The sequence below is a fragment of the Pseudomonas sp. PAMC 26793 genome, assembly GCF_000313235.1.
Taxonomy (GTDB): domain Bacteria; phylum Pseudomonadota; class Gammaproteobacteria; order Pseudomonadales; family Pseudomonadaceae; genus Aquipseudomonas; species Aquipseudomonas yamanorum.
The window spans coordinates 1-23,387 of sequence record NZ_AMXG01000029.1; the positions used below are offsets into that span (position 1 = coordinate 1).

Genomic DNA, 23,387 nt, shown 5'->3' on the forward strand with positions numbered 1-23,387 from the left:
GCGCGTTTCATGGCCTCGGCCCCTTGTAGATGAAGACGTAGGCGAACCAGAGGGTGGCTGGCACCGTGAGCAAGATCATGGCGTCACCCGCTTGAACTCGACCACCCAGACCCACGGGTTGGAGTCCCAGTCGCCACCGGTGGCGTTCCACAGATTGGCGAACGCCCAGCGCGGACTCCCGAGGCATTCCTCATGGCTGGTGGTTTTGTCTCAGGCCCAGCCGGTGCGTTGCTGGTGGCCGACCACCGCCGGACAGATGCCTATGTCTTTCCAGTCGGTGCCGCCATGGGCGCACTGCTGGCCATAGTCGGTGAAGAAGCAACCCTCTGCCTTGGCCTGGTCCTCGCTGATGTCCTGCAACCGCTCGACGAGCACGGCGGTGATCTCCAGCAGGATGCGGCTGGCTGCCCGTGGCATGTGGATGCTGGGTTTGTACTTCAGGCCGAAGTCTTTCCTTGCCTCGTCGCTATGTGATCCAGGGCGGCAGTCGGCAGCGTAGGCGTAACGCTGGAGTGGCCCTTCCGGGTCCGGGCGATGCTCAACACCGGTGCCGCGCAGATCAATGAAGGTCTCGCGCACCCACAGCCGGTCGCCGCGCCGGCCATATGGGCATCCGCCGTACATGGCGAGTTCGGCGGCGCATTCCTGCTCGGTCGCGCCAAATGCGGCGAAGCCCCAGCGTGGATGGTCTTGAACGACGGCAATCCACTGATGTTCCGGAGAATCGGATTTGCTACGGCTCGGGATCTGATTGCCTTTAACCGGGCGGCGCGTGACCGTTTTTTGTCCGGACAGAATCGCGCGAACCATTGCACCGTTGAAAAGAATGGGCCGCTCTTTATGGAATGGCTCCGGCGCCTCGCGGGGTTTGGCCATTTTCGCCTGGCACCGTTTGCAGCTGACAAGGTCGCGCTTGTGGGTGCCATCCCACGACACCTCGGAGTCTTCGTTAAGACCGCAGGCGGAGAGCGACCAGGGCTCGTTATCCTGGGTGCAGCCTGAGTCGACGATGAGGTGGTTTTTTCTGGCCATAGGTCGTCCTTGCCGCTATAGCGGCTGACTTTGAAGGGGGAGGGGTTTATTTAAGATCGGCCCTACACGAGGCCGAGGGATGTGCTAGAAATGACATGTCGCGCATGCATTTCAGATATTCGTTGTTGGGGTGTTGCGTGGCAGACGCTCTATTACTCCGTTGGAGCGGGCCCTTCTGCTGTGGGCATTGATCGGTAGGCTGTCGCATTTAGCCGCGAGTTAAACAACTCCCTTACTCTGGGCTACTAACTCAACGCCTTGGCTTGCTGGTCACCTCTTCCGATTTAAGTGAATCCCTCCTACGTCTTCAGGCTATCCGCTACAGCGACTCACTTTGAAGGTGGGGAAGGGTAGGAAGCCACTTAAAATTCGTGTTCAACTTATGCCGAAAAGAAACACGATTGCTCGATGAACCTTAGCCTTGTGGTGCGTGTCATTAGTGAAATGGGCACAACCCGGAATCTCCGGCTAGACCTGTCGCAAGGTGATTTTATGGCCGACTTAGAGGATTTCAGATTTAGATCCCACGAGTTACTGGTTGAGCTTGATGCCGCCACCACCAAAATGATGATGATGGTCGTTTAGAAGAAAGTCTTTGGGGTGGAATGGGACGAGGCCGTCAAAAAACACCACGACGCCTTCGAAGCTTGGAATTCGTTCCTAAACTCTCCGAATACCCCGCCGAACGACCCAAGTTAACTAAGGTCTTTCCTCGCTACCTGATCATGGGCACTCACAACCGTCATGCCGAGGCGTTCGGTGATCAGGACTTCCAGCTTCGCGCCTTGCGACTTCTCCCAGTCCGGCAGCAGGGCGATCACACCGCAGAGGCCCAAGCGGGTCAGGTCATAGGCCATGTAGTCGGCCCACTGTGCGCCTTTGATGCTGCCGTGGTCGCCGGGTTCTCTACTTCGTAACATTGGAGTCGGAGTTCCTGGGCGACGGCGTTGAAAGCTGGATAGTTGAAGTCTTCGATACCTGTAATCGGCCCGGCGACGTACACTCGGTTCTCGCGGGCATTCTGGAGCGCGACGCCGATTTCGCGGATGTTGTTTAGTGTGGATATGTCGCTTTTCTCGCGGAAAATAATACGAACTAACGGAGTAGTGTGATGGCTAGGGAAAACTGGTGGGACCGAAGATCAGATAGAGCAAGTAACTCTGGCTTTAAGTCTGTTAGAGATGCAAAGAAGATTGCGAAGGAAAATGCCCAAAAAGAGGTATCTGCTGTATATCGCTACTTTGACAAAGAGGAGCATGCTGCTGCATTCGCCAAAGGCCAGATATTTATCAGCACCCTTAAGAGGTGCCGTGAGTACGAAGATCCTTTGCAAGGAGATAGCGAAGAGGGGTTTGAACGCTTCAACACTGGACGCCGAATTACAGGCAATGGCTCGGATCCGGTATTTGTTGCAATGGCTGCCCGAGCCGGAATCCATATCGCGCAGAATGCTATAGGTGTGACAATTGAAAATAATTCTAGAACCACATACTTGCATGATGCTTACGTACTATGCACCACTTTGGGGTTTTCTGATGACGGACTATCGAAAACATTCGGTAAGTACTGCGTTAAAATAACTTCAGTGGATAAGTTTCATTCGGTAGTAACTAGCTCGTTAACTTCAAAAGCCGAAATAATCCGCTCTCTGAGAGGGCAGATTATTTATAAGGAGCGCTCATATAAAGAATTCGAGGACAGTCCAGGTCTGATTGGCTTTGTAAAGCCACCCGATAAGTACGCCTCACAAAAAGAGTATCGTTTTCTATGGTATGTGCCTGATGGCGCTGACATATCAGGAATTGTAATTGAGTGCCCAGGTGCCGTCCCATTGTTAACCCCAATTTATTGATGCGCCTTTAATTTGGTATGTGCCATGTTCAGGCTGCTTGCTCTTCCTGATTTGGCAGCCACTCTGTAAGCCCAACCTTTGGCGCCTTCGTCTTCGGGTTGATGATGGGCTTGCCCTTGGCGTCCACCAACACTGCCTTTGCCCTGATATGCATATCGCGGCACCTCAGCGTTTTTCGGACCAGCTCAATAAACTGCTCGGCATACTGCGTCGCGTCGAAGAGTGGCGAGAACTGGCGAACCGTGCCCCCCCATGATCTTTTCGGTTCGCTTGGCGACCAGCTCCACCCATTCAGATTCCGGGATCGGCTCGACGCCGCCAGGAGCCTTCGGATTCCTCCGGGTGCCGGCCGTTTTCTTGCGGGCCTCGGTCTTGGCGACATCGAGGGTCATTCCAAACACTGCAAAGGTGCTCATGGGTTATGTCCAAGCATGCGCCTGCCTCGCCGGCTGGCGTGATTCGTTGATTTGGGGTATTTGTGCGTTGGATTTCTGACGTGGTGAGGCAAGCAGTGGGGAATTTTGAGTTTTACGCTTATTTGGATATCGAAAATCCGATGGTTGCTTGGGAGGTAGCTATCGGCAGAATCAAATCTTATTGTGACAGGAATCCAGAAAATATCGGTCTTTCAGTATGGCAATACAATATACTGCGTCAGATATCTAAAAATGGAATTGTAAATAAAATTACTCATGAGTTTGACTTGGAAGCGCACAGGAGGAAGTATTACGCTGGCAAGGTTTCTAGGCTGAATGGCGTTTATTTTTTTGAGTCTGAGTCTATGGCTCATCAGGCTCTTGATCGGTGGAGCCTATCTAGAAAAAAGAAATATATATCAAAAGTAAATTTTTCTGCTGATAATTTGACTCGATATGACTCAGAGTGGATAACTGCTTTTGGGGATGGTGGGTCTTCTGATTGGTATGAAGGTTATTTGAGTGGGGAAACTTTAGGTGTAAAACCTCTCACTGAAGTAATTGCTTCAGGAATAGGAGTGGTGTGTAGTGTGCCGCTTAGGCAGCAAGCTTACAAAATTATATATGATAAGTGGCCAACGTCTACTCCGTTGCTGGCAAGTGCAGTTGCAGGATTTTGTGATGTTGGAATTGAAGATGTCGCGCTGATAAGGCCATTCTTAAAGCTAGAAAATGGAAAGCTATGTGGTGAGCATATAATTTATATGGAGTCTCTGCGCTTGCGGCAGGTCGAGGTATATGAGGCAATGGTTAGGCTTAAACGAAACAACACTCTCCCGGCTATAGCTTTCGACTCGTTTGAACGAGGCTTGATGACCCTTCCTGACTTCAGTGCATTGAGGTTTGAATTATCGATTCCTGATGCGGCTTCTACCTTTTCGTCTATTCACGATATCTAACTCGCATGTTTGGATAGTCGTCAGATGGTGCCCTCCGCTACCGGAAGTGGCAATTTGGCTAAGGTTGGGGTATTACGGGTGACCGGCATGGAGCCGGATTAAGGAGAAGAAGATGAGTTTTGATGGGATAGCTATTAACGATCTGATCCGAATCCTGGCCTCGGGAGCAATCTTGGAGCTAAATGCCCATGGTCGACCAATCAACGATCTTGTACGCTTGGCCGCTGCTGCAAGTAATGGTGGAGGCCTGACGCTAACTGGCGTCGGCGGCCTTGCCACCAACGATCTCGTTCGAATAGGCGCCGCAGGTAGCGGTAAGGTCACCCTGAGGTGGCGACCACTGGCGGCTTGAAAATCTGATCTTCTGGCTCGCCAGGATCATCCTCAAGCTGCTTAATGCGTGCAGCTTCAAATGCTCGCGACACCTTTTCCGAAACTACAAAAGGTGTCGTGACGCACTTGAGCATCTGCGCCGCCGTTTCGAAGTCGGCGGCGATCACGTTGCGCAGTAGGTTTTGGAACACTTCCTGCTGATTGTTGAAGCCGTGCTGCTTCATCAGGCGCTTGAGGTCGGCCTTGAACACGCCGGCCACCTCAACCGTGAATTTCTCGACGCCCAATGCAGCGTCCTTCGCTGCTGATCTCGCGCTTGCGGCGCTGCTTCAAGGCTTCCGCCGTCGGCTGTTGCTCTTCCTCGGCCATGGCCTACCTCTTCTATTCCGCTGGCCGGCAGTGCGAGCCAGGTTTGACGTTTACGTTGTTGGATGCGGGCTACGCGGCGCATTTAGTTCGCCCCGGTTTTGCTTTTGGGTAGTCGATGCCGTGGGCGGCGACGATCCGCTCAAAAGCTTTCGATCCCATGGCCAGCCTTCCAAGGCACTGGCGCCGGGTTAGGCCAAGCTCCAGAAATGCCCGGATTCGCTCAGCGTATTTCGCATCGCTGGCTTCATCCGCTCGCCTTGGCACCAGGTTTCGTGCGCCGCCCCGGGTTGGAGCCTTGAACGTAATCCCGAACTCCTGGCCGATGGTGGATACCGTGCGCCGGTCAATCCCGAGCTCTTCCGCTACATCTACCTTTGCGTGGGTGGGGGCTCCGGCGCCGTCGGCGTGGTTCATGCAGGTTGTAAAGCCAAACTTGACCCAGCGCATGCTCAACGAATTCTCGGAATCACCGCAGACGGCGATCAAGGACTGATCGCACTGCGGGCGTGCCAAGCGTACGTCAGGGCTATTGCGTATTGAAAACTGCTGCGGCCGGGGCATCTTCCGGACTTAGGCTGGCAAAAAAAATACAGCCTATTAGTCTGGCAAATAAAAACAAAGTTTCTTCTAAGTCTGGATCTTCAAATATCATGGGACGTGAATCCAGAGCGCAAAGAGCACCGTAAAGCCGTCCGTCAGGGAGTATAATAGCAACACCAGCGTAGCTCTCTATTGCATACTTCTTCACTACTGCACGTTCAGAATATCTTCCGTCTTGACTGATTTTAGGCACAAATAGCGATCTGGGATCCCGACGTAGTTCGCTGCATAGTGTGGTCTCCAATTCCCAAATGTCTCCCGGGCTTATACCTATCTCATTTGGGTCGTAAGCTGCGCACACTACCCACTCTGTCTCTGTGAATTTTGCGATACCAGCAAAACGCATCTCCGTCAGTCGAGTGACAAGCTTTAGAATGCAAGTTGTTGCTTCGATCTCAGCAATCGTCGCACGCTCTTCAGCGCTAAATTGCGCACATAGGATTAACTCATTCAGATGCATCCGTTATCTCCCTAATGGGAACCTGCCTAAGGCAGTCGAAAACACTAGTCGTTCGGATGCAGAATGAGGCAAATATGAAGTTTGAGCACGTCATATCGCGAGATTTTTTTACAAGTGCATGGCGCAAAGGCTTTAAGGTTTCTAACCACTCAAATGAGTTGCTTTTTCGGCTGTTGATGTAGGCAGGTATTCAAAACGATTCGTGGGTGAATGTATTTGATTAGGAGATTGTGAAAATAGACTCTAGTAGCATATACGGGCTTAAGTTTTTATGCTGTGAAAGAAGTTGGATTTGCTGATTTTGCTCATGAGTGAGTTTTTGGTTGGTTTAGCTGGTTCTTGCAAAACTAAAATAAGTCTTATTTCAAAATCTGTTCGATTATTTGGAGTAGTATGCTTAGCGTGCTATTCATGAGCTAGCTATTTTATTTGAGGAATTTACATTAAAAACATAGAGTTAAATGAGTCTGCTGAGTCGCAGTGGTGGTTCTATTTTTTTAAGTTGAGCTTGTTGCAATCGCGAGTGCTCGTTTGGATGTTTGTTTTTATAGAAGTATCCAAATGGAGGTGCGAAGGATTTTCAAATAAAATTTGTAATATGATGTTAAGTCGCTATTATTTGTCGTGTGATCGGATTCTGTTTTATTACGCCAATAAAGGTTAAGCCGAGAAGTGCATTTCTGCTCGATTAGCCCTGGAGGGCGACGGTGTAATTTTCGCTGTACTTTCTCCAAGGAATGCGCAATGAGAAACTTTAAGATTTCAGTCCGGGCAGGATTCAGCTTTATGCTTATTACTTGCCTTCTGATTGTGTTGGGCGGGATATCTCTATGGAAGATGCAAGATATTAGAAAAGGTATGATCGATCTTCAAGATAACTCTATGGCTAGTATTATCGCTGCGAACAAAATAGGGGATGTTGTCCTCCGCCTTCGCCTCGATGTACGCCGCCTAATTGCTCAGACCGACGCGCAAGCGAAAATGACCACTATTGAGCGTCTCCAGCAGGCAAGAGAAGATATGCTCAAGCGGTCTATGGCTTACGCACCTTTGGTGGCTAGTGTCAAAGAGTCGGAGATATATCAATCAATAAATAGTTCAGTGCAAAAATTTTCAGCACTTTTAGATGGTGTTGTGGCGTTAAGTCAGCAGGGAAAGAGCTCTGAGGCGACTGATTTTACTGAATTAAATATCGTTCCTTTAACCGATGCTCTGCAAAAAAATATTGACTCTCTAATTCAGATAAATATAGATCAAGCTAATAGCTTGGGGGCAAGTGCTCAGAAATCTTATAATGAGGGGTTTGCTTTTGTTGTTATAATTATCGTAATTTCAATAATTGCTACGATTATATTGGCGGTGCTGCTTACAAGAAGCATAGTAACGCCTCTTAAAGACTTACTTGCTGCAAATGATAAGGTTTCCGCAGGTGACCTCCGGGACGGGATGGTTATATCTGGAAAAGATGAATTTACTGAGTTGCAGCGGTCGACACTGTCTATGCAGATGAGTTTGCGGCAGACAATTGGTCTCATTGCAAACTCCTCGCTTCAGCTTGCGTCTGCTGCCGATGAGATGAACTCTATAACGGCCCAATCCAGCGATGGTTTAGGTCGTCAAAATCAAGAGATTGAACAGGCAGCGACCGCAGTTAATGAAATGACTGCCGCCGTTGACGAGGTGGCACGTAATGCCGCTGCGGCATCTGACGCGGCTAGGGAGTCAAACCAATCTACTATTCGAGGCTCCCAGAGGGTTGCTAGTACAGTTGGAGCAATTGAAAAGCTCAGCGCTACGGTTTTAGCTACCAGCCTAGATGTGCAGAGATTGGCTGGACAATCACAAGACATCAGTAAGGTTTTAGCGGTCATCAGAACTATCGCAGAGCAGACCAACCTGTTAGCTCTCAATGCGGCGATTGAAGCCGCACGAGCAGGTGAGCAGGGACGTGGCTTTGCGGTGGTAGCTGATGAAGTTAGAGCACTAGCTCACCGCACTCAGCAATCTACTCAAGAGATTGAGCAGATGATAGGTGCCATCCTAAGCGGTTCAGAGCAAGCGACGAAGTCTATGCAGGATAGCTGTGTAGGTGCACAAGATACTCTCCATGTTGCACATGAGGCGGGAGCTGCATTGACTGAGATTGCTCAAGGTATTCGAGAAATAAATGATATGAATACTTTGATCGCAACAGCCTCAGAAGAGCAAGCGCAGGTTGCGCGCTCTATTGATCATAATCTTGTGAGCATTCGAGACCTGTCGGTGCAGAGTACCGAGGGGGCCAATCAAACTGCGCTGGCAAGCGGAGAGCTATCTCGTCTGGCTAGTGAGATGAATGCAGTAGTTGCACGATTTAAGATGTAGGGCCCACGAGGACAGGGGTACCAGGCACGTGGCCCGCTTAGCATCTGTGCTTACGCTGGGAGGGCATGAGCCTATTGAATAATGGATTTTGTCGGCGCGCATATATTTTTGGTGAGGACTTATGGAGCACACGCGAAGAGTGCTGGAGCGTGAAGTAAATAAGTTGGAGGTCGCTATCGAAAAATTAATAGAGGTAACGAGGTCTTTTTATGGAATTCAGAATATTGATGTCTCTAGTGAGGTTGTCGCCAGTATTAGCACTACACGTAAAGCCATTCAGGATTTACGAGAGTTAGTTAGGCCAGATCAGCGGCAAAACCTGAAAAGACCTGAAAGATTTTGAAAAGAACGTGGGTAGCGCTGGTGCTATTTGGTTTTCGGATTTTCTCATTTTTCATGTTTTTGAACTTGTAGAATCAGGTATACCCTGAGCGTGAGCAGCCCAAAGCAAAAAATCATTCCTACTATGAATTGAAATGTGGTCATGAGTTACCTCCAAAACAATCAACCAAAAATCATCTCGTAGTTACTTAAAAATTACCACCTGCACTTTGTTGCTGGTTGTGTTGTAGGCGTTTCAGCTTCAAAAGATAATGCGGCTTTTTACATGCGAAGTGGTTGCTATTTCTAGGATGGCGGGTTGGGTTTTTAGCTTGGCTTAGTTCTCTGTCATCGGCAATGTGTCCATTTTCTGCTGCTGTTTCGCGTCCAGCCACTTAAGATGGCGGAGCCTTTCACTTTCTATTGAGATTCCCCGTCAGCTGCTTAAATATGCCCTTCGCCAACGATGGCGTTGGCTTAGTTAACTCTACCTGTAGAGTCCAACTTGATCTTGCGCATGCTCAACGAATTATCGCCATTACCGACGATGGGAATCTACGGGCGTGCCAGGCTTACGTTGGAGCTATTGCTCGCTGATAGGCTGGATCATCGCTGGTCCTTTGTTCCGCGCGTTGCCCAAGGACGTATCGACCTTGAACCATCCGAAGGCTTCGGCTGGCTCGCCCTGGTGCAGCACCATCTGCTCGGCGCGCTCTTTGGGCGTGGCCGGGTCCAACCATTGCCGGGCCAGGTCCGGCGTCAGCACCACGGGACGCCGGTCATGGATGTCCACCATTCCGCCGGCGCTGATGATCACGAATCCGTCGTGCTCGCCCGGGCCTTCGTCGCTGTCGGGCAGTTGGCCAATAGAGGCGCACAGCACTGGCGCGCCATCCCGCCGGCGGATCAGGTAGGGCTGTTTCTTCGGCCCGCCTTCCTCCACCCACTCAAACCAGTTATCGATGGGCGTGATTGCCCGGTGCGGCCATATCGACCGGAAGAACGGTCCGTGGGCCACCTTCTCGACACGGGCATTGATCGGCGCGGCGCGGTCCTTGGCCCAGTGCGGCCGCCATCCCCATCGCACCAGGTCGGCGTGCAGCACATTGCCCTGCAGGTGGAGCAGGGCGACTTGGGTTGTCGGGGCGACGTTGTACCGCTCCAAGGGCAACTCACCCACGGAGTTCGCCAGTGCATTGGGCATGCTCAGCGCTGCAACGAAGTGATGAATGCCGCTGTACTGGGAAAGTCTTCCGCACATGGTCAAGCCCTCAATCTGAAACCTGAGCTTAGACGATGGTTTTTGGACGAGTGATGAGGCCATCAAGCAGTTCTTTCAGTTGATCCGCGCGTTTCTTGTCAGCCCTTGAGGAGGTCGTCAGGTCGTTGATCTGTTTGCGCATGGCGGCGGCTTCAGCGCCTCTCTCAGCGAGGTATCCACGGAACTGTGTTTTGACGGCCTCCGCCTCGGCCAGCATCTGCACCAGGCCGTGAATATCCTCCCTCGCTTTACGCAGATGCAGGTTCAGTTCCTGGATCTCATTCTCCAGTAGGCGGGCGTGCTGTTTGTGCATTTCGAGAGGCGTGGGGATGCCAAGCCACTCGCAGGTGTCTTCATCGATGTTCATGGGGCGTACTTCCGAGAGCTGTATGTACGCACAGCATTCGAGATTTGGACAAGCGAAAGGCCTGAGGCGACGAACTGCAGGTTTACCCGACGATCAGTCGGGCGCCATGAGGACGGCTAGGGTCAGCTTGATGAACTCTTCGTTCTCATCACTGAGTTGGGCATCGGCGTTCCTCTGGTGGAGTGAACAGCTTAGCAGTCGGTGTTCTTTGGGAAGTTTGTGTCCGGTCGGCAGGACGCCGGGGAGGGGGGAAAAAGAGTTCCAAAACTAAAACCGCACCCCTTGTAGAATGCGGTCTGTAGCCCGGTCGATTTCCGCCAGTAATGGAACGCCATGAGGCTTCAAAGCAGCAGCCCGCCGGAGTTTGCATAGCGGTCTTGAAACCGGCGAACGTTAATAGCGTTCCCAGGGTTCGAATCCCTGGTTTCCCGCCAAGATTGACTCAAGAGCCCCGCTATTGCGGGGCTTTTGCGTTTCTGGGGTTCAGGAATATTGGCAGTGAAACATCAATCGTTTCCGCATCATTTCAGGCAGTTTCCGCAACTCTGCCAAACGTGGGAGTCAACGGGTAGGTTTCACGATCTCACCCACGCGCCGATAAACCGTCCCGTTTATCAGTTCACTCGGGATAAGTCAGGCCCCCAAGCCGGGCGAGCCGGCTGGCGCGATTCGTTACTGAGAAAAAGGCGCCGTTATAGGTGGAAATGGCCCGCAGCTTCCGGCTGGTAAAGCACTTTCTTGATCTCAATCCGGCGGGTTCGATCCGAAATTCGCCAGTCGATGGCGTCTCCCTCCTTATAGCCAAGGATGGCGGCGCCTATGTCGGAATACACGGAATGCTTTCCTGCGTTGCTGTCCGCGTCTTCAGGGTAGACCAAGGCCACTTCGAACTCTTCGTCGTCCAGTTGCAGCAACGCCCTGGAGTTCATCGTGATGACATTACGCGCCACCTGCTGCGGCTTGACGACAATGGCTCGCTCAAGCTCATGTTCGAGTTCAACAACCGTCGGGCCTTGCTCGAACGCGATTAGCTCCTCGAGCCTGGCCTTGTCGATTTCAGTGATGTAGATCCTGGTGGAGTCGCCACCGGCGCCTTCGCGCAAGAACTGGAGATAGCGCGCCGCCGTCATGGAAAATGACTTCAATGTCGGCGTTTCGCTCTCAAGCATAAAGCCGCTGCGCAGAAAGGCTTTCAGCGAGCGCGAGTTGTCCGGGTGAATCTTGGCGATGAGCTTCTCGGCCCGCATGTCGAGGAAGGCCAGTTTCATGCCTTCGCGGATCGTGCGGGCGCCAAGGTTTCGACCCCATTTGTCGCTGTCTCCGATGACCAGGACTATCTCGCAATTTGAGCCGGTCTTGATTAGACGGACAAAGCCCACCGGGGCGTCATGCCGGTCATAGGCCATAAAGAATCTGCCGCCCCGGTTGAATAGATGAGTCAGGATCGGCAACTGAGTCCGATCAATGACGTGCTCAATGGAGCGGGAGACATGACGCGAATCGCTCAGATAGCAGGTGATGCGCTCATCCTCTAACCAATCCATCAACGTCAGAGCGTGCGCCCGAGTAATTTCTGGGCACAGCGAAATGAAAGGCTTGTTCATCTTGACCACACTTATTTGTAAAGGATTGAAGCCCTTCATGGATATGTCATGGCGGTTCTTCGGCAACCGGATATTTTAAGACATACCGCAAGTAATGGCGAACGTCCCACAGAGTTCCAAGAGACCATCGCTTGCTGAACCTGAACCTGGCTTCATCTGCAACCTGAACTTGCAGAGCAAGCGAGGATAACGCCGTGATCGCACTGCGGGCGTGCCAGGCGTATGTCAGGGCTATTGCGCATTGAAACCCGGTGATTTAGGGCATCTGAAGTAACAGCGACAGACAATATTGCTGAGTTAGTTTCCGTCCGGACTTAGGCTTGCGAAGAAGATGCAGCCAATTAACCGAGCAAACAAGGTCAACGTGCCTTCGAGGCACGGATCGTCAAACAGCATGGGTCGTGAGTCCAGCGCGCACAGAGCACCGTAAAGCCGGCCGTCAGGAAGGAAGATAGGAGCACCTGCATAGCTTTCTATTGCGTATCGCTTGACTACGGGGCGATTTGAGTACCTGCCGTCTTCACTGATTTTTGGAATAAAGAGTGCTTTGGGGTCCTTTCGGAGCTCGCTGCAAAGTGTGATCTCCAACTCTAAAGTATCTCCACACTCTATACCCAGATGGATGGGGTCGTAAGCTGAGCAAACTATCCAATCCGTTTCGGTGAATTTAGCAATTCCGGCAAATCGCATCCCTGTCAGGCGCGTAATAAGCTGCAAGATAGCGCTTGTGGCCTCAAGTTCAGCTATTGCTGAGCGTTCATCTGTGCTCAGCACAGAGTGCAAGGCGATCTCATGAGAATCCATTTTTATCCTCTGCTATCTGTAGCTGAGCGGGTGACCGGGCTTTATAAATTTGTTTGATGAATCTGGTAGGGCGCTTGATCCAGCATCTATGTCTTGAATCGCAGAACCAAGTCGTTCAAGTTGACTGCCAATCGTGACAGTTCATTGCTCGCCGTCAGCGTCTGTCGGGTACCCTCACTGCTCTGAATGGCCAGGTCGCGAATGCTAATCAAGCTCCGGTCAACGTCACGTGCTACGTGAGCTTGTTCTTCGGAGGCCGTTGCAATCTGGATATTGCGGTCATTGATTTCGAGCACTGAATCTATGATTTGTCGAAGCGATTGGCCTGCCTGCTCTGCCGTATCTCGCGTGCTGTAAACCTCAGACGTGCTCTTTTGCATCGATTCTACTGCGGCAGACGAACCGGCTTGAATCGTCGAAATCATCTGTTCAATTTCTTGAGTCGACGTTTGGGTCCGGTGCGCCAAGGCGCGAACTTCATCGGCGACCACCGCAAAGCCACGGCCTTGTTCTCCTGCACGCGCGGCTTCAATGGCAGCGTTCAAAGCCAACAGGTTGGTTTGTTCGGCAATCGCCCTGATGACGCTTAGAACTTTGCTAATGTCTTGAGCCTGGCCCGCGAGCTCTTTTACTTGATCTGAGGAAACCTCGACCAGTCCAGTAAGGCCTCGCATGGCGGTAAGCGTTTCAGTCACTTTTTTGTTGCCGAGATCTGCTGCCAAGCTCGACTGCATGGCCGCTTCAGAGGTGGAGTTGGCATTCCGCGCTACCTCTTCAACAGCAGCGCTCATCTCGGTGACCGCTGTGGCAGCTTGCTCTATCTCGCTGTTTTGCTGTTGTAAGGTGCGATCAGCACTTTCTGTGATTGAGGTCATTTCGACGGCTGCAGTACTCAGCTGAGCTGACGCTCCTGAGATTTCCAATATCGTGTTCCTGAGGTTCTTCTGCATCAAATTGAGCGCGTGCATTAAGCGCGATGCTTCATCTGAGCCAGTGACATCAAGGTCATGGGTAAGGTCGCCTGCTGCTATATCCTCTGCCAATTTCAGAGATGAGCTGATAGGACTCACAATGCTCTTGGTAAATAAAGTAGCCAGGAGAAGGGTGAGCGCAAATGCAACAACCAGTACGGCGATGAGTACGTTTACGCTATGGGCATATACTTCCGCCGCCTCCTGGCCAGACACAACTGCCTGACTTGCATTTTGCTCACGTAGGATTGTCAGTTGGTCTTGATAGACGCTTGCTCGTTGCGCCTGTTCCGTATTAGCAAACGTCACCGCTTGCTCATGATCAGATAAATCCAGTGCAAGTACTTTTTTGAGCCCCTCAATATAGGTGTTCATCATTTGGCTTGCCTTTTCAAATTGAATTTGATCTTGCTCGCCAGATATCAAATTTTTACGATAAAACTCTGTCTTTGACTGAAGTGTCCGTATGGCCTCTTCAACTTTTGACAGGGATGCATCATGCACATCTTTGGTGGTACTTGAGAGCATGCGGATGCTCTCCAGGCGGGCATGAAGAAGGGCGATTTGAATGTCGTCAATTACCTGGATGCTGGGCAGGGAGTTTTGCTCGATATCCTGCTCTGCAGTACGTAAGTGGCCGATTTGTAAATAAGAAAAACCTGCCAGGCTGATCAGTAAAAGCGTGATTAGACCAAAACAGATGAAGGCTCTGCGTGCGATATTCATGGATCTTAATTTCATATAGGCCTCCGAGGGCCGAGGTGTCAGGGGAGGGAGCCCGTTACGTCAATTTGTTGATCGCGTGCAAGGGAAGCCTTTGATCTCGATCGCAGCTTGGTGGTTGTGTGTGGGTTAAGGAATACAAAAAAATGAATCAAGATAATAGGCGCGCTAAATAATTGCGCGCCTAGCTTCTTGATGGGTGGTGTGACTGACTACCGCAAGTCGCGAGCCCGGTCTTTCGCCCAGTACGGCCGTGACCCCCAACCGCCGTGCACAAAGGGCCCTGGCCGAGAGAAGTGTCTAGATCAAGGGTTTTAGAGTCATTCAGGGTTGCCACCTGGGATTATGGCGACTACCCTGAGAATGTATGAATTGTTACGAACAATTTCGGTGGTGACCATTTTCAGGTCACACTACTTCAGGATGAGGAACGAAAAATGTTTTCACACGAAGGTCCCGCACTAGAGCTGTTGTTGTTCGTTATTGGTTTGTCTGGCCTGCTCTTGGTCGTGTGGTTTATTCACCACCAATACGAACGAATAACTGGGAAAGGCGTAAGAAAACAACAAAATCGTAACGAAGGGCGCTCGAGGTAGGCTGGCGGCCTGTTTATCCAACCGAGCCAGTCGCCCCCGACTGGCACTCAAACGTAAAAATTTTTATCTGCCCTCTTGAAAATTTTTCCGGCGAACATAAATTTTCATCACGCGACGCCGAATGCGGGTCGCGCACTTAATCACTTGGATTTAATCAGGAGATTTTGAGATGGCTACTACCCTTTCGTTGGCCCCTTTGTTCCGTCAATCCGTGGGCTTCGATCGCTTCAATGACCTGTTTGAGTCGGCGCTTCGCAGCGAGGCTCCGAACACTTATCCGCCTCACAATGTGGAAAAGCACGGTGATGACGAATATCGCATTGTCATTGCAGTCGCCGGGCTAACTGAAGCGGATCTGGATATTCAGGTCGAGAAGGGCGTTTTGACAGTCGTTGGCGACAAGCGCGAAACCGAGAAACAAGTCACCTATCTGCACCAGGGCATCGCGCAACGAGCATTTCGGTTGTCGTTCCGTCTGGCCGATCACATTGAGGTGCGCGGTGCTTCGATGAACAACGGGCTGCTAAGCATCGACTTGCTGCGCGTGGTTCCTGAAGAGGCCAAACCCAAGCGCATCACGATTGGCAGCGGGAAAGAACCCGAACTGCGTCAGGTTAGTTTGCAATAAGTCAGCGGTAGCAAAAAAGGCGCTCTTGGTAGCGCCTTTTTTGTGCGTGTGGAATCAAAACGCCTACCGAACAATACCTGGCCACGCAGAGTACCCGGTCGATCCATCAACCGGGCACTCCCGTCTGTTTAGAAGATATTCAACGGATACTCGGTAATCAGGCGCGTCTGCACCAGATGCCCCCCGGTGGACGCGTCGCCATCGTGCCAAGCTTCCCGCAGGCGGAAGGACAGTTTCTTGGCCGGGCCACTCTGTACGACGTATTTCACTTCGGCGTCGGTTTCGTGTTCCTGGTCGTTGGCACCATAGAACCCGGTGTAGGCCGAATTGCCGGGAGTATGCGTTCCGTCGATGCCGGAACCGCGAATATGACGGGCCATGAAGCTCAGGCCCGGGGCGCCGAAGGCACCCATGTCCAGGTCGTAGCGCATCTGCCAGGACCGCTCGCCCGGGCCGTTGAAGTCGGAGTACTGCACCGAGTCGGCGAGGTTGATCGAGTTGCCGTAGCGGCCAGCACCGACACCGGCATTGGTCTCCCCAAAGCCGACGTAGTCGAATGGCTCGTCACCATGAACTTTCTGTCCGGCCAGGGTGAAGGTCTGCGCGCCCAGAGTGTAGGCAGCCGCCAGCGAGGCGGCGGTGGTGTCGATGGTCCCGGCCTTGGCGCTGCCATCATCGAGTGTGCGATAGAGGTTGAAGTCCAGCGCGACGGATTGGTCATCGGTCAGTGGATGAACAAGGTTCAAGTTGACGTAGTACTGGTTCCAGACGTCTTCCAGGTGCGCGCCGTACAGCGAAGCGGTGAATTCCTTGCTGAACTGGTACTTGCCCCCGGCGAAGCTGGCCGACGACGCAGCCACGCCTGCATAGCTGGCGAGGATGTCGCCGCTGCGCGAGGTGGTGGTGTTACCGGTGCCGGAGGTGTAATGGCCGGCCTCCAGGTTCAGGCCGGTGATTTCATGGCTGTCGATCTGGAAGCCTGATGCGGTCTGGGGCATCAGGTAGTTGTCGGCGGTGGCGAATACCGGCGACGTGGGCTGCAAGTCGCCGATCTTGAGCGTGGTGTTGGAAACACGGAATTTGATGTCTCCGCCGGCCTTCGCATAGCCTCGATCCGGATTGCCATTGGCGTCGGATGGCATGGTCGGGCCACCGGCACGGTCGGTGTTCCCGTCGATGCGCAACGCCAGGTCGGCAAACGCATCAATGCCGATGCCAACGGTACCTTGGGTGAACCCCGAGCTGTAGGTCGCCATCAGCGCCTGGCTCCAGTCACGGGTGTGGTTGCCGCTGCCGTTCTGGTTCCAGAACACGTTGCGGTTGAGGATATTCAAACTGCTGTCCGCGACGAAGCCCTTGGAGTCGGACTGATCGCTTGCGTAGCTCATGGCCGGCAAGGCAAATGCCAGCGCCACTGCCAAGGTATTGAGCTGAAGTAACGGTTGACGTTTTTTCATTATTTTTTGCTCCTGTGCACGAGTTCGTGTTGGAGCATTAAGGCGACAGCCCAGGCCATCAACAAATGAAACTGGATGAAGGTTTTGATATCCCCTTTTACTGAATTCCAGGCAAAGAAAAGCCCGCGATGGGGAGTGCGGGCTTAAAGGTGTTCACTTAGGAGCTGGGGTAACCATAAGCGCTCAACTGTGAAAGGGATGTGAAAGAATGTTGGGGGCGTAGCGTATTGACCGCTATTGATCCTCCCCCCGCACAATCCTTCCCGCCTTCACCTCATCCGCGTACCCGCTGAGCTTTTCCTGCTGAGCAGCGAGCAGGGCGCCCATCTTCATCAGAGCGACAGCTTCGTCGGGTGATTTGGCGACCCCGGCGATACTGGCCAGCTCATTGACCGACCAGGCGATAACAGCCATCGCATCTTCGAGGTCGTAGAACAATTCCTGTTGTGCGGTCCTTGGGCCGTCGAGCATTTCCATCAGTTCTGCCATCTACTCGTGCTCCCCAAAGAATGGTTCAGTGCCATCAGCTCAAACGCCGTTGCGCCAATCCTCCTGTAACTCGGAAGACACGGCAATCGCGATTTTTCCTTGGATGCCGTTGTTAGGGCTCTCCAGCCGGGAATGGGCGAGTGGGATGTCGGCAAGCGAATAGACCGCGCCAAGATGTGGGCGCAGCTTACCGTTGGCTATCAGTGCGCTCATTTCATCCAGTTTGCCGCGGTTCTGTCGTGTGAAAACGAAGTGATAACTCGCGTTCTTGCCCCAGGCCTGAACCAGGTTTTGCGGGTGTGAAATGTCCACAATCGAGACCACGCGCCCCAGTTGCGCAAGCGCGTCCGGGCTGCGCGACAACGTGTTGCCGCCGATGGTATCGAACACGACATCGACTCCACGACCAGCCGTTTCTCGCTGGATGACGTCGACATAATCCTCCTTTTCGTAGTCGATTATCACATCGGCGCCCATGCTTCGTGCGAACTCAGCGTTCGCTTCGCGCACGGTTGTGAACACCTTGGCGCCCATGGCTTTTGCCAGCTGGATCGCCACATGGCCGACGCCTCCTGCGCCGCCGTGCACCAGAATGCTTTCTCCCACTTTGAGCGCCCCACGCACCACCAGCGCTTCCCAGGCTGTGCCGCCGACCAGGCTCAGGCTTGCTGCTTCAAGATGACTCAGCGAAGAGGGCTTCTTCCCGATAATGCTTTCGTGCGCCACGTGGTACTCGGCATAACTGCCCGGGCCTTCGAAAATTTGCGGGGTATACCAGACTTCGTCGCCTGGCGCGAAGGTCGTAACCCCCGGCCCGACTTCTTCAACAACACCCGATACGTCATGCCCGGTAATGGCTGGTAACGGCACCAAGCCGGAATAGTCGCCACGCCGGAGCTGATAATCCAGAGGGTTGATGGAGGTTGCGTGTACGCGCACCAGGACTTGTCCTGCGTGTGGCACTGGCTTGGGCACGTCGCACAGTTCGAACGATTCCGGGCCGCCAAATGAATTGAGTATCAACGCTTTCACTGTATTTCCTCATTTCGATAAAAAGGGATATCGCGAAATCTCGATATTGTAGGGCAAAAATTTACAGCTCTTTCCCCATAACCTCGGCAAGCATCCTGATGGTTGCTTCATTGCGCTTGTAGTAGGTCCACTGGCCGATACGCCGGACTTCCACCAGGCCCACTCGCTGCAGGGTTGCAAGGTAACCGGACACCGTCGATTGCGAGAGTCCGATACCTTCTTGGATGCTGCTGACACACACACCCACCGTGTGAACGTCACCTTCATCTTGAGGCGGGAAGTTCTTTTCGGGATCTTTCAAACCTTTCAGGATTTCGAGGCGTGTCTGGTTTGAGAGTGCTTTGAATATTTCGAGTAAGTCCATGGCGCGATCATATCGAGAATTACCGATATGTCAATGTGTGTCAGATCTAAGGTGTATTCAGCTTTCAGGCCTCACCGTTGACGGCGACCAAAGACCTGTCGCGCTGCGGGCCTCTCAGCTATAACACTGTGAAAGCACAAAAAATAAACGTGTTTCCGGCCTGTTTTCAGGAGAGAACTCATGAGTGCCATGGACATGGGACAAGTGGTACCAGGCTACGTAACGTTTGTCGGGGGGGAGACATCGTGGGCTGGGCGCCAATTCATGAGCTTCAGCTATAGCGTGAATGGGCAGCGCTTTCACAAGTCTCTCAACGAGACGGTTGATGCTTGGTCGACGGCCACGCTTCGTAAAGTCTCATACGGCCTGCGGGTCGGAGACCCGGTGGCTGTCTGGTGTTCTCTCACCGACCCTGAGCTGTGTTGCATAGGCGAAAAACCAGCCGAGAAACCCGCGATCCTACGGTGGATAGAGTCTCTCGGATCGTTAGGGCCGTTATGAAATTGATACCCACCGTTCGTCTATCCCCCGGCACTCGCGACCACGCACCGTTTCTCATGTTCAAGCACGGACATCCCGCGCGCCAGAACGGAGAGCCAGCATGGAAATTGACGAGAAGGCCCCTGGAAACCTATCCCAGCAAGGCGTAACCCGTGGTACAGACAATGAAGCCGGTCATGATCCTCGGCGCGATCAACCTGAAGCGCCTCTACCACCGGACGATGACGCGCCTCTGGAGGAGGATATGTCGGACGTGGATGCCGCTGATGCTGTCGCGAGTGAACACCCCGACAACTGACGCCTCCGAACAAGCCCGGCGCACGCTGCGCCGGGCTTTTCGGTATCGAGCGGCGACTACGGCATCAGCACCGAATCAACCACATGAATCACGCCGTTGGACTGCATCACATCCGCAATGCTGATGCCGGCCTTGCCACCCTTGGCATCCACCACCCACAGCTTGCCGTCGTGCAGCTTGATCGTCAGGGATTCACCCTGCACGGTTTTCAACATCACCATGCCGCCGTTCTTCTTGGCATCGGCCATCAGTTGGGCAGAGGTATGGGTGCCAGGCACCACGTGATAGGTCAGGATTTTCGTCAGGTCGGCTTTGTGCTCAGGTTTCACCAGCGTATCCACGGTGCCTGCGGGGAGTTTGGCGAAGGCTTCGTTGGTCGGTGCGAATACGGTGAACGGGCCTTTGCTGTTAAGGGTATCAACCAGACCAGCTGCCTTGACCGCCGCCACCAGAGTGGTGTGGTCCTTGGAGTTGACGGCGTTTTCGACGATGGTTTTCGTCGGATACATCGCCGCGCCGCCCACCATCACGGTGTCGGCGGCAACGCTGAGGGTGGTTGTGATGGAGAGGATCGTGAAGCAGGCGACGGCAGCCATTTTTTTGTAGAAAGCATGCATGATGTATCTCCTGGGTTCGTATGCCCTCCAGATGAGGGTATTGAATCTACGTACCAAGGACCAAAGTGGATGCATGTGTCGAAAAAATTATTCGGTTTGCCGCCCCCGGCAAGTTCGCCAGGCCATCGAACCTCACCAGCCGCTGCCCACTCTTGGGGATCAGCGCGACCTGGCCGCACTGAGCTCCTTGCTGCTGATGAGTGTCCTGCCGATGCAGTGACCGGCTGGCACTCTCAGCGCCGCCCCGTCCGCGTACTCACATCCACCCACACCGCCAGCACCAGGATGCTGCCCTTGACGATCATCTGCCAGTAGCTGTCCACATCCAGCATCGACATGCCGTTGTCCAGGCTGCTGATCACCAGCGCACCGAGCAGGGCGCCGTACACCGTGCCCGAGCCGCCGCGCATCGACGTGCCGCCAATGAAGCAGGCCGCGATGGCGTCCAACTCCCCCATGTTGCCCGCCGAGGGTGAACCCGCCGCCAGGCGCGCGGTGTTGACCAGCCCGGCGAAGGCGCACATCACCCCCATGATCCCGAAGATCCACAGCTTGACCGCCTGCACGTTGATCCCCGACAGGCGCGTGGCTTCCATGTTGCTGCCCACCGAGTAGATGCGCCGGCCAAAGACGGTCTGGCTGGTGACGTAGCTGAACACCCCCAGCAGCACCAGCAGAAGCAGCACCGGTACGGGAATCCCATCGTAACTGTTGAGGGTGTAGACGAAGCCCGCCAGTACAAAACCGATCAACACCACGCGCACGCTGTCCCGCAGCATCGACGGCAGCGCCAAGCCGTGCAGGGCGCGGTTGTGGCGTTGGCGCCAGGTCAGGAATATTGCCAGCCCGAACAGCAACACGCCGAGGATCACACCCACCACCGTCGGCAGATAGCCCTGGCCGATGTACACCAGTTGTGGCGAAACCGGCGCAATCGTGGTGCCGCCGGTAATGCCCAGCAGCACCCCGCGAAACGCCAACATGCCACCCAGGCCGACGATGAAGGAGGGGATGCGCAGGTACGCGGTCATGTAGCCGTTGCCCAGGCCAATCAACAAGCCGCAGAGGGCGACAATGGCCAGGTTCAGCGGCAGGGGAATGTGATAAACCACATCCAGGATCGCCGCGACGCCGCCGAGCAAACCGAGCATCGAGCCCACCGACAGGTCGATCTCGCCGCTGATGATCACCAGCACCATGCCGCACGCCAGGATGCCGGTGATGGACATCTGCCGCAGCAGGTTCGACAGGTTGCGCGGGGTCAGGAAACCGCCTTCGGTCTGCCAGCTGAAAAACACCCAGATCAGCACCACGGCGATCAACAGGGCGAGCATTTTGTAGCGGGTAAAAAGCTGTTTGACCTGATTCATTTACGCGGACTTCCGATCATTATTATTGTCATGCCCGTTCGGTTGGCTGAGGGCGGCGGCGAGCACCTGTTCCTGGGTCAGGCCCTGGTTGATGAAGTCCCCGCGCAGTTGGCCCTCGCCGATTACCAGCACCCGGTCGGACACCCCAAGCACTTCGGCCAGCTCCGACGACACCATGATGATCGACACGCCTTCGGCCGCCAGTGCGCCCATCAATTTATAGATCTCATATTTGGCGCCCACGTCCACGCCACGGGTGGGTTCGTCGAGGATCAGCACCCGGGGTTTGGTCAGGAGCATCTTGGCCAATACGGCTTTTTGCTGGTTGCCGCCGGACAGGCTGGTGATCGGCAGGAACGGGTTCGCCGTCTTCAGGTGCATGCGTTTGATTTCCTGCTCGACGCTGCCCAGTTCTGCCTCGGCATCGATGCGCGTCAGGCGCGAAAAACTGTCCAGCACCGCCAGGGTGATGTTTTGCCCGACCCCCAGGTCCGGCACGATGCCTTGGCGCTTGCGGTCTTCCGGGACCATGCACAGCCCGGCGCGAATCGACTTCAGCGGCGTGCGTGTATCAATGGGTTTGCCGTCCAGCCACACCTCGCCTTCGTAGCGCCCGGGGTAACTGCCGAACAGCGCCGACACCAGTTCCGTACGGCCCGCGCCCACCAGCCCGGCGATGCCGAGGATTTCGCCACGGCGCAGGCTGAACGAGACATCGTCCACGCGCTTGCGGCCTGGGTTATCGACGTCGTAGCAGGTAATGTGGCGCGCCTCGAACAGCACCTCGCCGACCGCATGGGGTTCGGTGGGGTAGAGGTTGCTCATCTCACGGCCCACCATCTGCGTGATGATGCGCGACACGTCCATGTCGGCCATGGCCGTGGTCGCGATGTGTTTGCCGTCGCGGATCACCGCGATGGTGTCGCAGATGGCCGAGACTTCCTCGAGCTTGTGAGAGATGTACACGCAGGCGACGCCCTTGGCCTTGAGCCCACGGATGATGTCCAGCAGCACCTCGATTTCCGAGCGGGTCAGCGCCGAGGAGGGTTCGTCGAGGATCAGCAGGCGCGCTTTCTTGTTCAGGGCCTTGGCGATTTCCACCAGTTGCTGGTAGCCGCCGCCGTACTGAGACACCGGCAGGGCGACGTTCATGTCCGGCACTTTCAGTTCGCGCATCAGGGCTTCGGCGCGGTGCATCATGGCGGGGTAGTTCATGCGCCCGCCGGGCAATGTCAGCTCGTGGCCCATGAAGATGTTTTCGGCCACCGAGAGGTCGGGCACCAGGGTCAGTTCCTGATGGATGATCACGATGCCGCAGGCTTCGGTTTCGGCGATGGAATGGGCGCGCAGCGGCTGGCCGTCCCAGATGATTTCGCCGTCCCAGGTGCCATGGGGATACACCGCCGACAACACCTTCATCAGGGTCGATTTGCCGGCGCCGTTCTCGCCGCACAACCCCACGCACTCCCCGGGTTTTACCTTGATGTCGATGCCATTCAGGGCTTTGACGCCACCGAAGGTTTTGACGATGTTGTTCATTTCCAGCAGGTAGTCGGACATGGCGGGCACTCATTCCACAGCGAAAAGGCAGGAGCGGCC

At 54.0% G+C, this 23,387-nt stretch carries 24 protein-coding genes and 2 pseudogenes; 7 read left to right on the forward strand and 19 right to left on the reverse strand.

Annotated elements, in window-relative coordinates; all coding sequences use genetic code 11:
* Nucleotides 1-210: 210 nt before the first annotated feature.
* The 3 genes and pseudogenes from D109_RS01000000131855 to D109_RS1000000134920 all read right to left on the reverse strand — a co-directional run.
* A complete protein-coding gene (locus D109_RS01000000131855) occupies nt 211-1,032 on the reverse strand; it encodes a hypothetical protein (protein WP_017477079.1) in 822 nt (273 codons plus the stop codon).
* A 695-nt stretch (nt 1,033-1,727) separates the two neighbouring features.
* Entirely contained in the window at nt 1,728-1,952 is a 225-nt protein-coding gene (locus D109_RS1000000134915) for a DUF4406 domain-containing protein (protein ID WP_256219493.1), read from the reverse strand.
* Between the two features lie 23 nt (nt 1,953-1,975).
* A pseudogene (locus D109_RS1000000134920) lies at nt 1,976-2,035 on the reverse strand (hypothetical protein); the annotation flags it as partial.
* A 108-nt stretch (nt 2,036-2,143) separates the two neighbouring features.
* Here D109_RS1000000134920 and D109_RS1000000134025 point away from each other — a divergent pair.
* Nucleotides 2,144-2,884, forward strand: coding sequence for a hypothetical protein (locus tag D109_RS1000000134025; protein ID WP_152416355.1), 741 nt, complete (start codon nt 2,144-2,146; stop codon nt 2,882-2,884).
* A 185-nt stretch (nt 2,885-3,069) separates the two neighbouring features.
* On the opposite strand, the gene D109_RS1000000134925 is transcribed toward D109_RS1000000134025, so the two are convergent.
* Nucleotides 3,070-3,300, reverse strand: coding sequence for a hypothetical protein (locus D109_RS1000000134925; RefSeq protein ID WP_017477083.1), 231 nt, complete (start codon nt 3,298-3,300; stop codon nt 3,070-3,072).
* Nucleotides 3,301-3,380: 80 nt separating this feature from the next.
* Here D109_RS1000000134925 and D109_RS1000000134030 point away from each other — a divergent pair, with 80 nt between their 5' ends.
* Nucleotides 3,381-4,259: a hypothetical protein gene (locus D109_RS1000000134030; RefSeq protein WP_177325514.1), complete on the forward strand. Its 879-nt coding sequence runs from the start codon at nt 3,381-3,383 to the stop codon at nt 4,257-4,259.
* A 320-nt stretch (nt 4,260-4,579) separates the two neighbouring features.
* On the opposite strand, the gene D109_RS01000000131870 is transcribed toward D109_RS1000000134030, so the two are convergent.
* Together D109_RS01000000131870 and D109_RS01000000131875 are read right to left on the reverse strand one after the other, a co-directional pair.
* Complete coding sequence (locus D109_RS01000000131870; RefSeq protein ID WP_017477085.1) at nt 4,580-4,879, reverse strand: hypothetical protein; 300 nt, start codon at nt 4,877-4,879, stop codon at nt 4,580-4,582.
* Between the two features lie 151 nt (nt 4,880-5,030).
* Nucleotides 5,031-5,408 (reverse strand): hypothetical protein, encoded by a 378-nt coding sequence (locus tag D109_RS01000000131875; RefSeq protein ID WP_177325512.1) that lies wholly within the window; start codon nt 5,406-5,408, stop codon nt 5,031-5,033.
* Between D109_RS01000000131875 and D109_RS1000000134930 the strand changes: the two are divergent.
* Nucleotides 5,355-5,501: pseudogene (locus D109_RS1000000134930) on the forward strand (lysis protein); the annotation flags it as partial. The gene D109_RS01000000131875 and the pseudogene D109_RS1000000134930 overlap by 54 nt on opposite strands.
* On the opposite strand, the gene D109_RS1000000132785 reads toward D109_RS1000000134930, so the two are convergent.
* Entirely contained in the window at nt 5,488-6,021 is a 534-nt protein-coding gene (locus D109_RS1000000132785; RefSeq protein ID WP_081585339.1) for a GAF domain-containing protein, read from the reverse strand. The pseudogene D109_RS1000000134930 and the gene D109_RS1000000132785 sit on opposite strands and share 14 nt — an antisense overlap.
* A 744-nt stretch (nt 6,022-6,765) precedes the next feature.
* On the opposite strand from D109_RS1000000132785, the gene D109_RS0111930 reads away from it, so the two are divergent.
* Nucleotides 6,766-8,385, forward strand: a complete 1,620-nt coding sequence (locus tag D109_RS0111930) for a methyl-accepting chemotaxis protein (protein WP_017477087.1) — start codon at nt 6,766-6,768, stop codon at nt 8,383-8,385.
* A 904-nt stretch (nt 8,386-9,289) separates the two neighbouring features.
* Here D109_RS0111930 and D109_RS0111935 read toward each other — a convergent pair.
* The 5 genes from D109_RS0111935 to D109_RS0111955 all read right to left on the reverse strand — a co-directional run bounded on the left by D109_RS0111935 (nt 9,290) and on the right by D109_RS0111955 (nt 14,454).
* Nucleotides 9,290-9,967 (reverse strand): SOS response-associated peptidase family protein, encoded by a 678-nt coding sequence (locus D109_RS0111935; RefSeq protein ID WP_026077909.1) that lies wholly within the window; start codon nt 9,965-9,967, stop codon nt 9,290-9,292.
* A 28-nt stretch (nt 9,968-9,995) separates the two neighbouring features.
* Nucleotides 9,996-10,334 (reverse strand): hypothetical protein, encoded by a 339-nt coding sequence (locus D109_RS0111940; protein WP_017477089.1) that lies wholly within the window; start codon nt 10,332-10,334, stop codon nt 9,996-9,998.
* Nucleotides 10,335-11,026: 692 nt separating this feature from the next.
* A complete protein-coding gene (locus D109_RS0111945; protein WP_026077910.1) occupies nt 11,027-11,938 on the reverse strand; it encodes a bifunctional GNAT family N-acetyltransferase/nucleoside diphosphate kinase regulator in 912 nt (303 codons plus the stop codon).
* Between the two features lie 297 nt (nt 11,939-12,235).
* Nucleotides 12,236-12,742: a GAF domain-containing protein gene (locus tag D109_RS0111950; RefSeq protein ID WP_017477091.1), complete on the reverse strand. Its 507-nt coding sequence runs from the start codon at nt 12,740-12,742 to the stop codon at nt 12,236-12,238.
* 86 nt (nt 12,743-12,828) lie between these two features.
* Nucleotides 12,829-14,454, reverse strand: coding sequence for a methyl-accepting chemotaxis protein (locus D109_RS0111955; protein WP_026077911.1), 1,626 nt, complete (start codon nt 14,452-14,454; stop codon nt 12,829-12,831).
* Between the two features lie 747 nt (nt 14,455-15,201).
* On the opposite strand from D109_RS0111955, the gene D109_RS0111960 reads away from it, so the two are divergent.
* Entirely contained in the window at nt 15,202-15,660 is a 459-nt protein-coding gene (locus tag D109_RS0111960; protein ID WP_017477093.1) for an Hsp20 family protein, read from the forward strand.
* 128 nt (nt 15,661-15,788) lie between these two features.
* On the opposite strand, the gene D109_RS0111965 is transcribed toward D109_RS0111960, so the two are convergent.
* The 4 genes from D109_RS0111965 to D109_RS0111980 form a co-directional block, all read right to left on the reverse strand.
* Nucleotides 15,789-17,117 (reverse strand): OprD family porin, encoded by a 1,329-nt coding sequence (locus D109_RS0111965; RefSeq protein WP_017477094.1) that lies wholly within the window; start codon nt 17,115-17,117, stop codon nt 15,789-15,791.
* Between the two features lie 234 nt (nt 17,118-17,351).
* Entirely contained in the window at nt 17,352-17,606 is a 255-nt protein-coding gene (locus D109_RS0111970; protein WP_017477095.1) for a hypothetical protein, read from the reverse strand.
* A gap of 39 nt (nt 17,607-17,645) precedes the next feature.
* Nucleotides 17,646-18,638 carry a zinc-dependent alcohol dehydrogenase family protein gene (locus D109_RS0111975; RefSeq protein WP_017477096.1) on the reverse strand — a complete coding sequence of 331 codons (993 nt, stop codon included), beginning with the start codon at nt 18,636-18,638 and terminating at the stop codon, nt 17,646-17,648.
* 61 nt (nt 18,639-18,699) lie between these two features.
* A complete protein-coding gene (locus tag D109_RS0111980; protein WP_017477097.1) occupies nt 18,700-19,002 on the reverse strand; it encodes a helix-turn-helix transcriptional regulator in 303 nt (100 codons plus the stop codon).
* Between the two features lie 601 nt (nt 19,003-19,603).
* Here D109_RS0111980 and D109_RS0111990 point away from each other — a divergent pair.
* Nucleotides 19,604-19,801 carry a hypothetical protein gene (locus D109_RS0111990; protein WP_017477099.1) on the forward strand — a complete coding sequence of 66 codons (198 nt, stop codon included), beginning with the start codon at nt 19,604-19,606 and terminating at the stop codon, nt 19,799-19,801.
* A 56-nt stretch (nt 19,802-19,857) separates the two neighbouring features.
* On the opposite strand, the gene D109_RS0111995 is transcribed toward D109_RS0111990, so the two are convergent.
* Nucleotides 19,858-20,418 (reverse strand): fasciclin domain-containing protein, encoded by a 561-nt coding sequence (locus tag D109_RS0111995; protein WP_017477100.1) that lies wholly within the window; start codon nt 20,416-20,418, stop codon nt 19,858-19,860.
* Nucleotides 20,419-20,491: 73 nt separating this feature from the next.
* Between D109_RS0111995 and D109_RS1000000134580 the strand changes: the two genes are divergently transcribed.
* Nucleotides 20,492-20,638: a hypothetical protein gene (locus tag D109_RS1000000134580; protein ID WP_177325513.1), complete on the forward strand. Its 147-nt coding sequence runs from the start codon at nt 20,492-20,494 to the stop codon at nt 20,636-20,638.
* Nucleotides 20,639-20,651: 13 nt separating this feature from the next.
* On the opposite strand, the gene D109_RS0112005 is transcribed toward D109_RS1000000134580, so the two are convergent.
* Nucleotides 20,652-21,788 (reverse strand): sugar ABC transporter permease, encoded by a 1,137-nt coding sequence (locus tag D109_RS0112005; RefSeq protein WP_017477102.1) that lies wholly within the window; start codon nt 21,786-21,788, stop codon nt 20,652-20,654.
* Entirely contained in the window at nt 21,789-23,348 is a 1,560-nt protein-coding gene (xylG, locus tag D109_RS0112010; RefSeq protein ID WP_017477103.1) for a D-xylose ABC transporter ATP-binding protein, read from the reverse strand.
* Nucleotides 23,349-23,387: the final 39 nt, after the last annotated feature.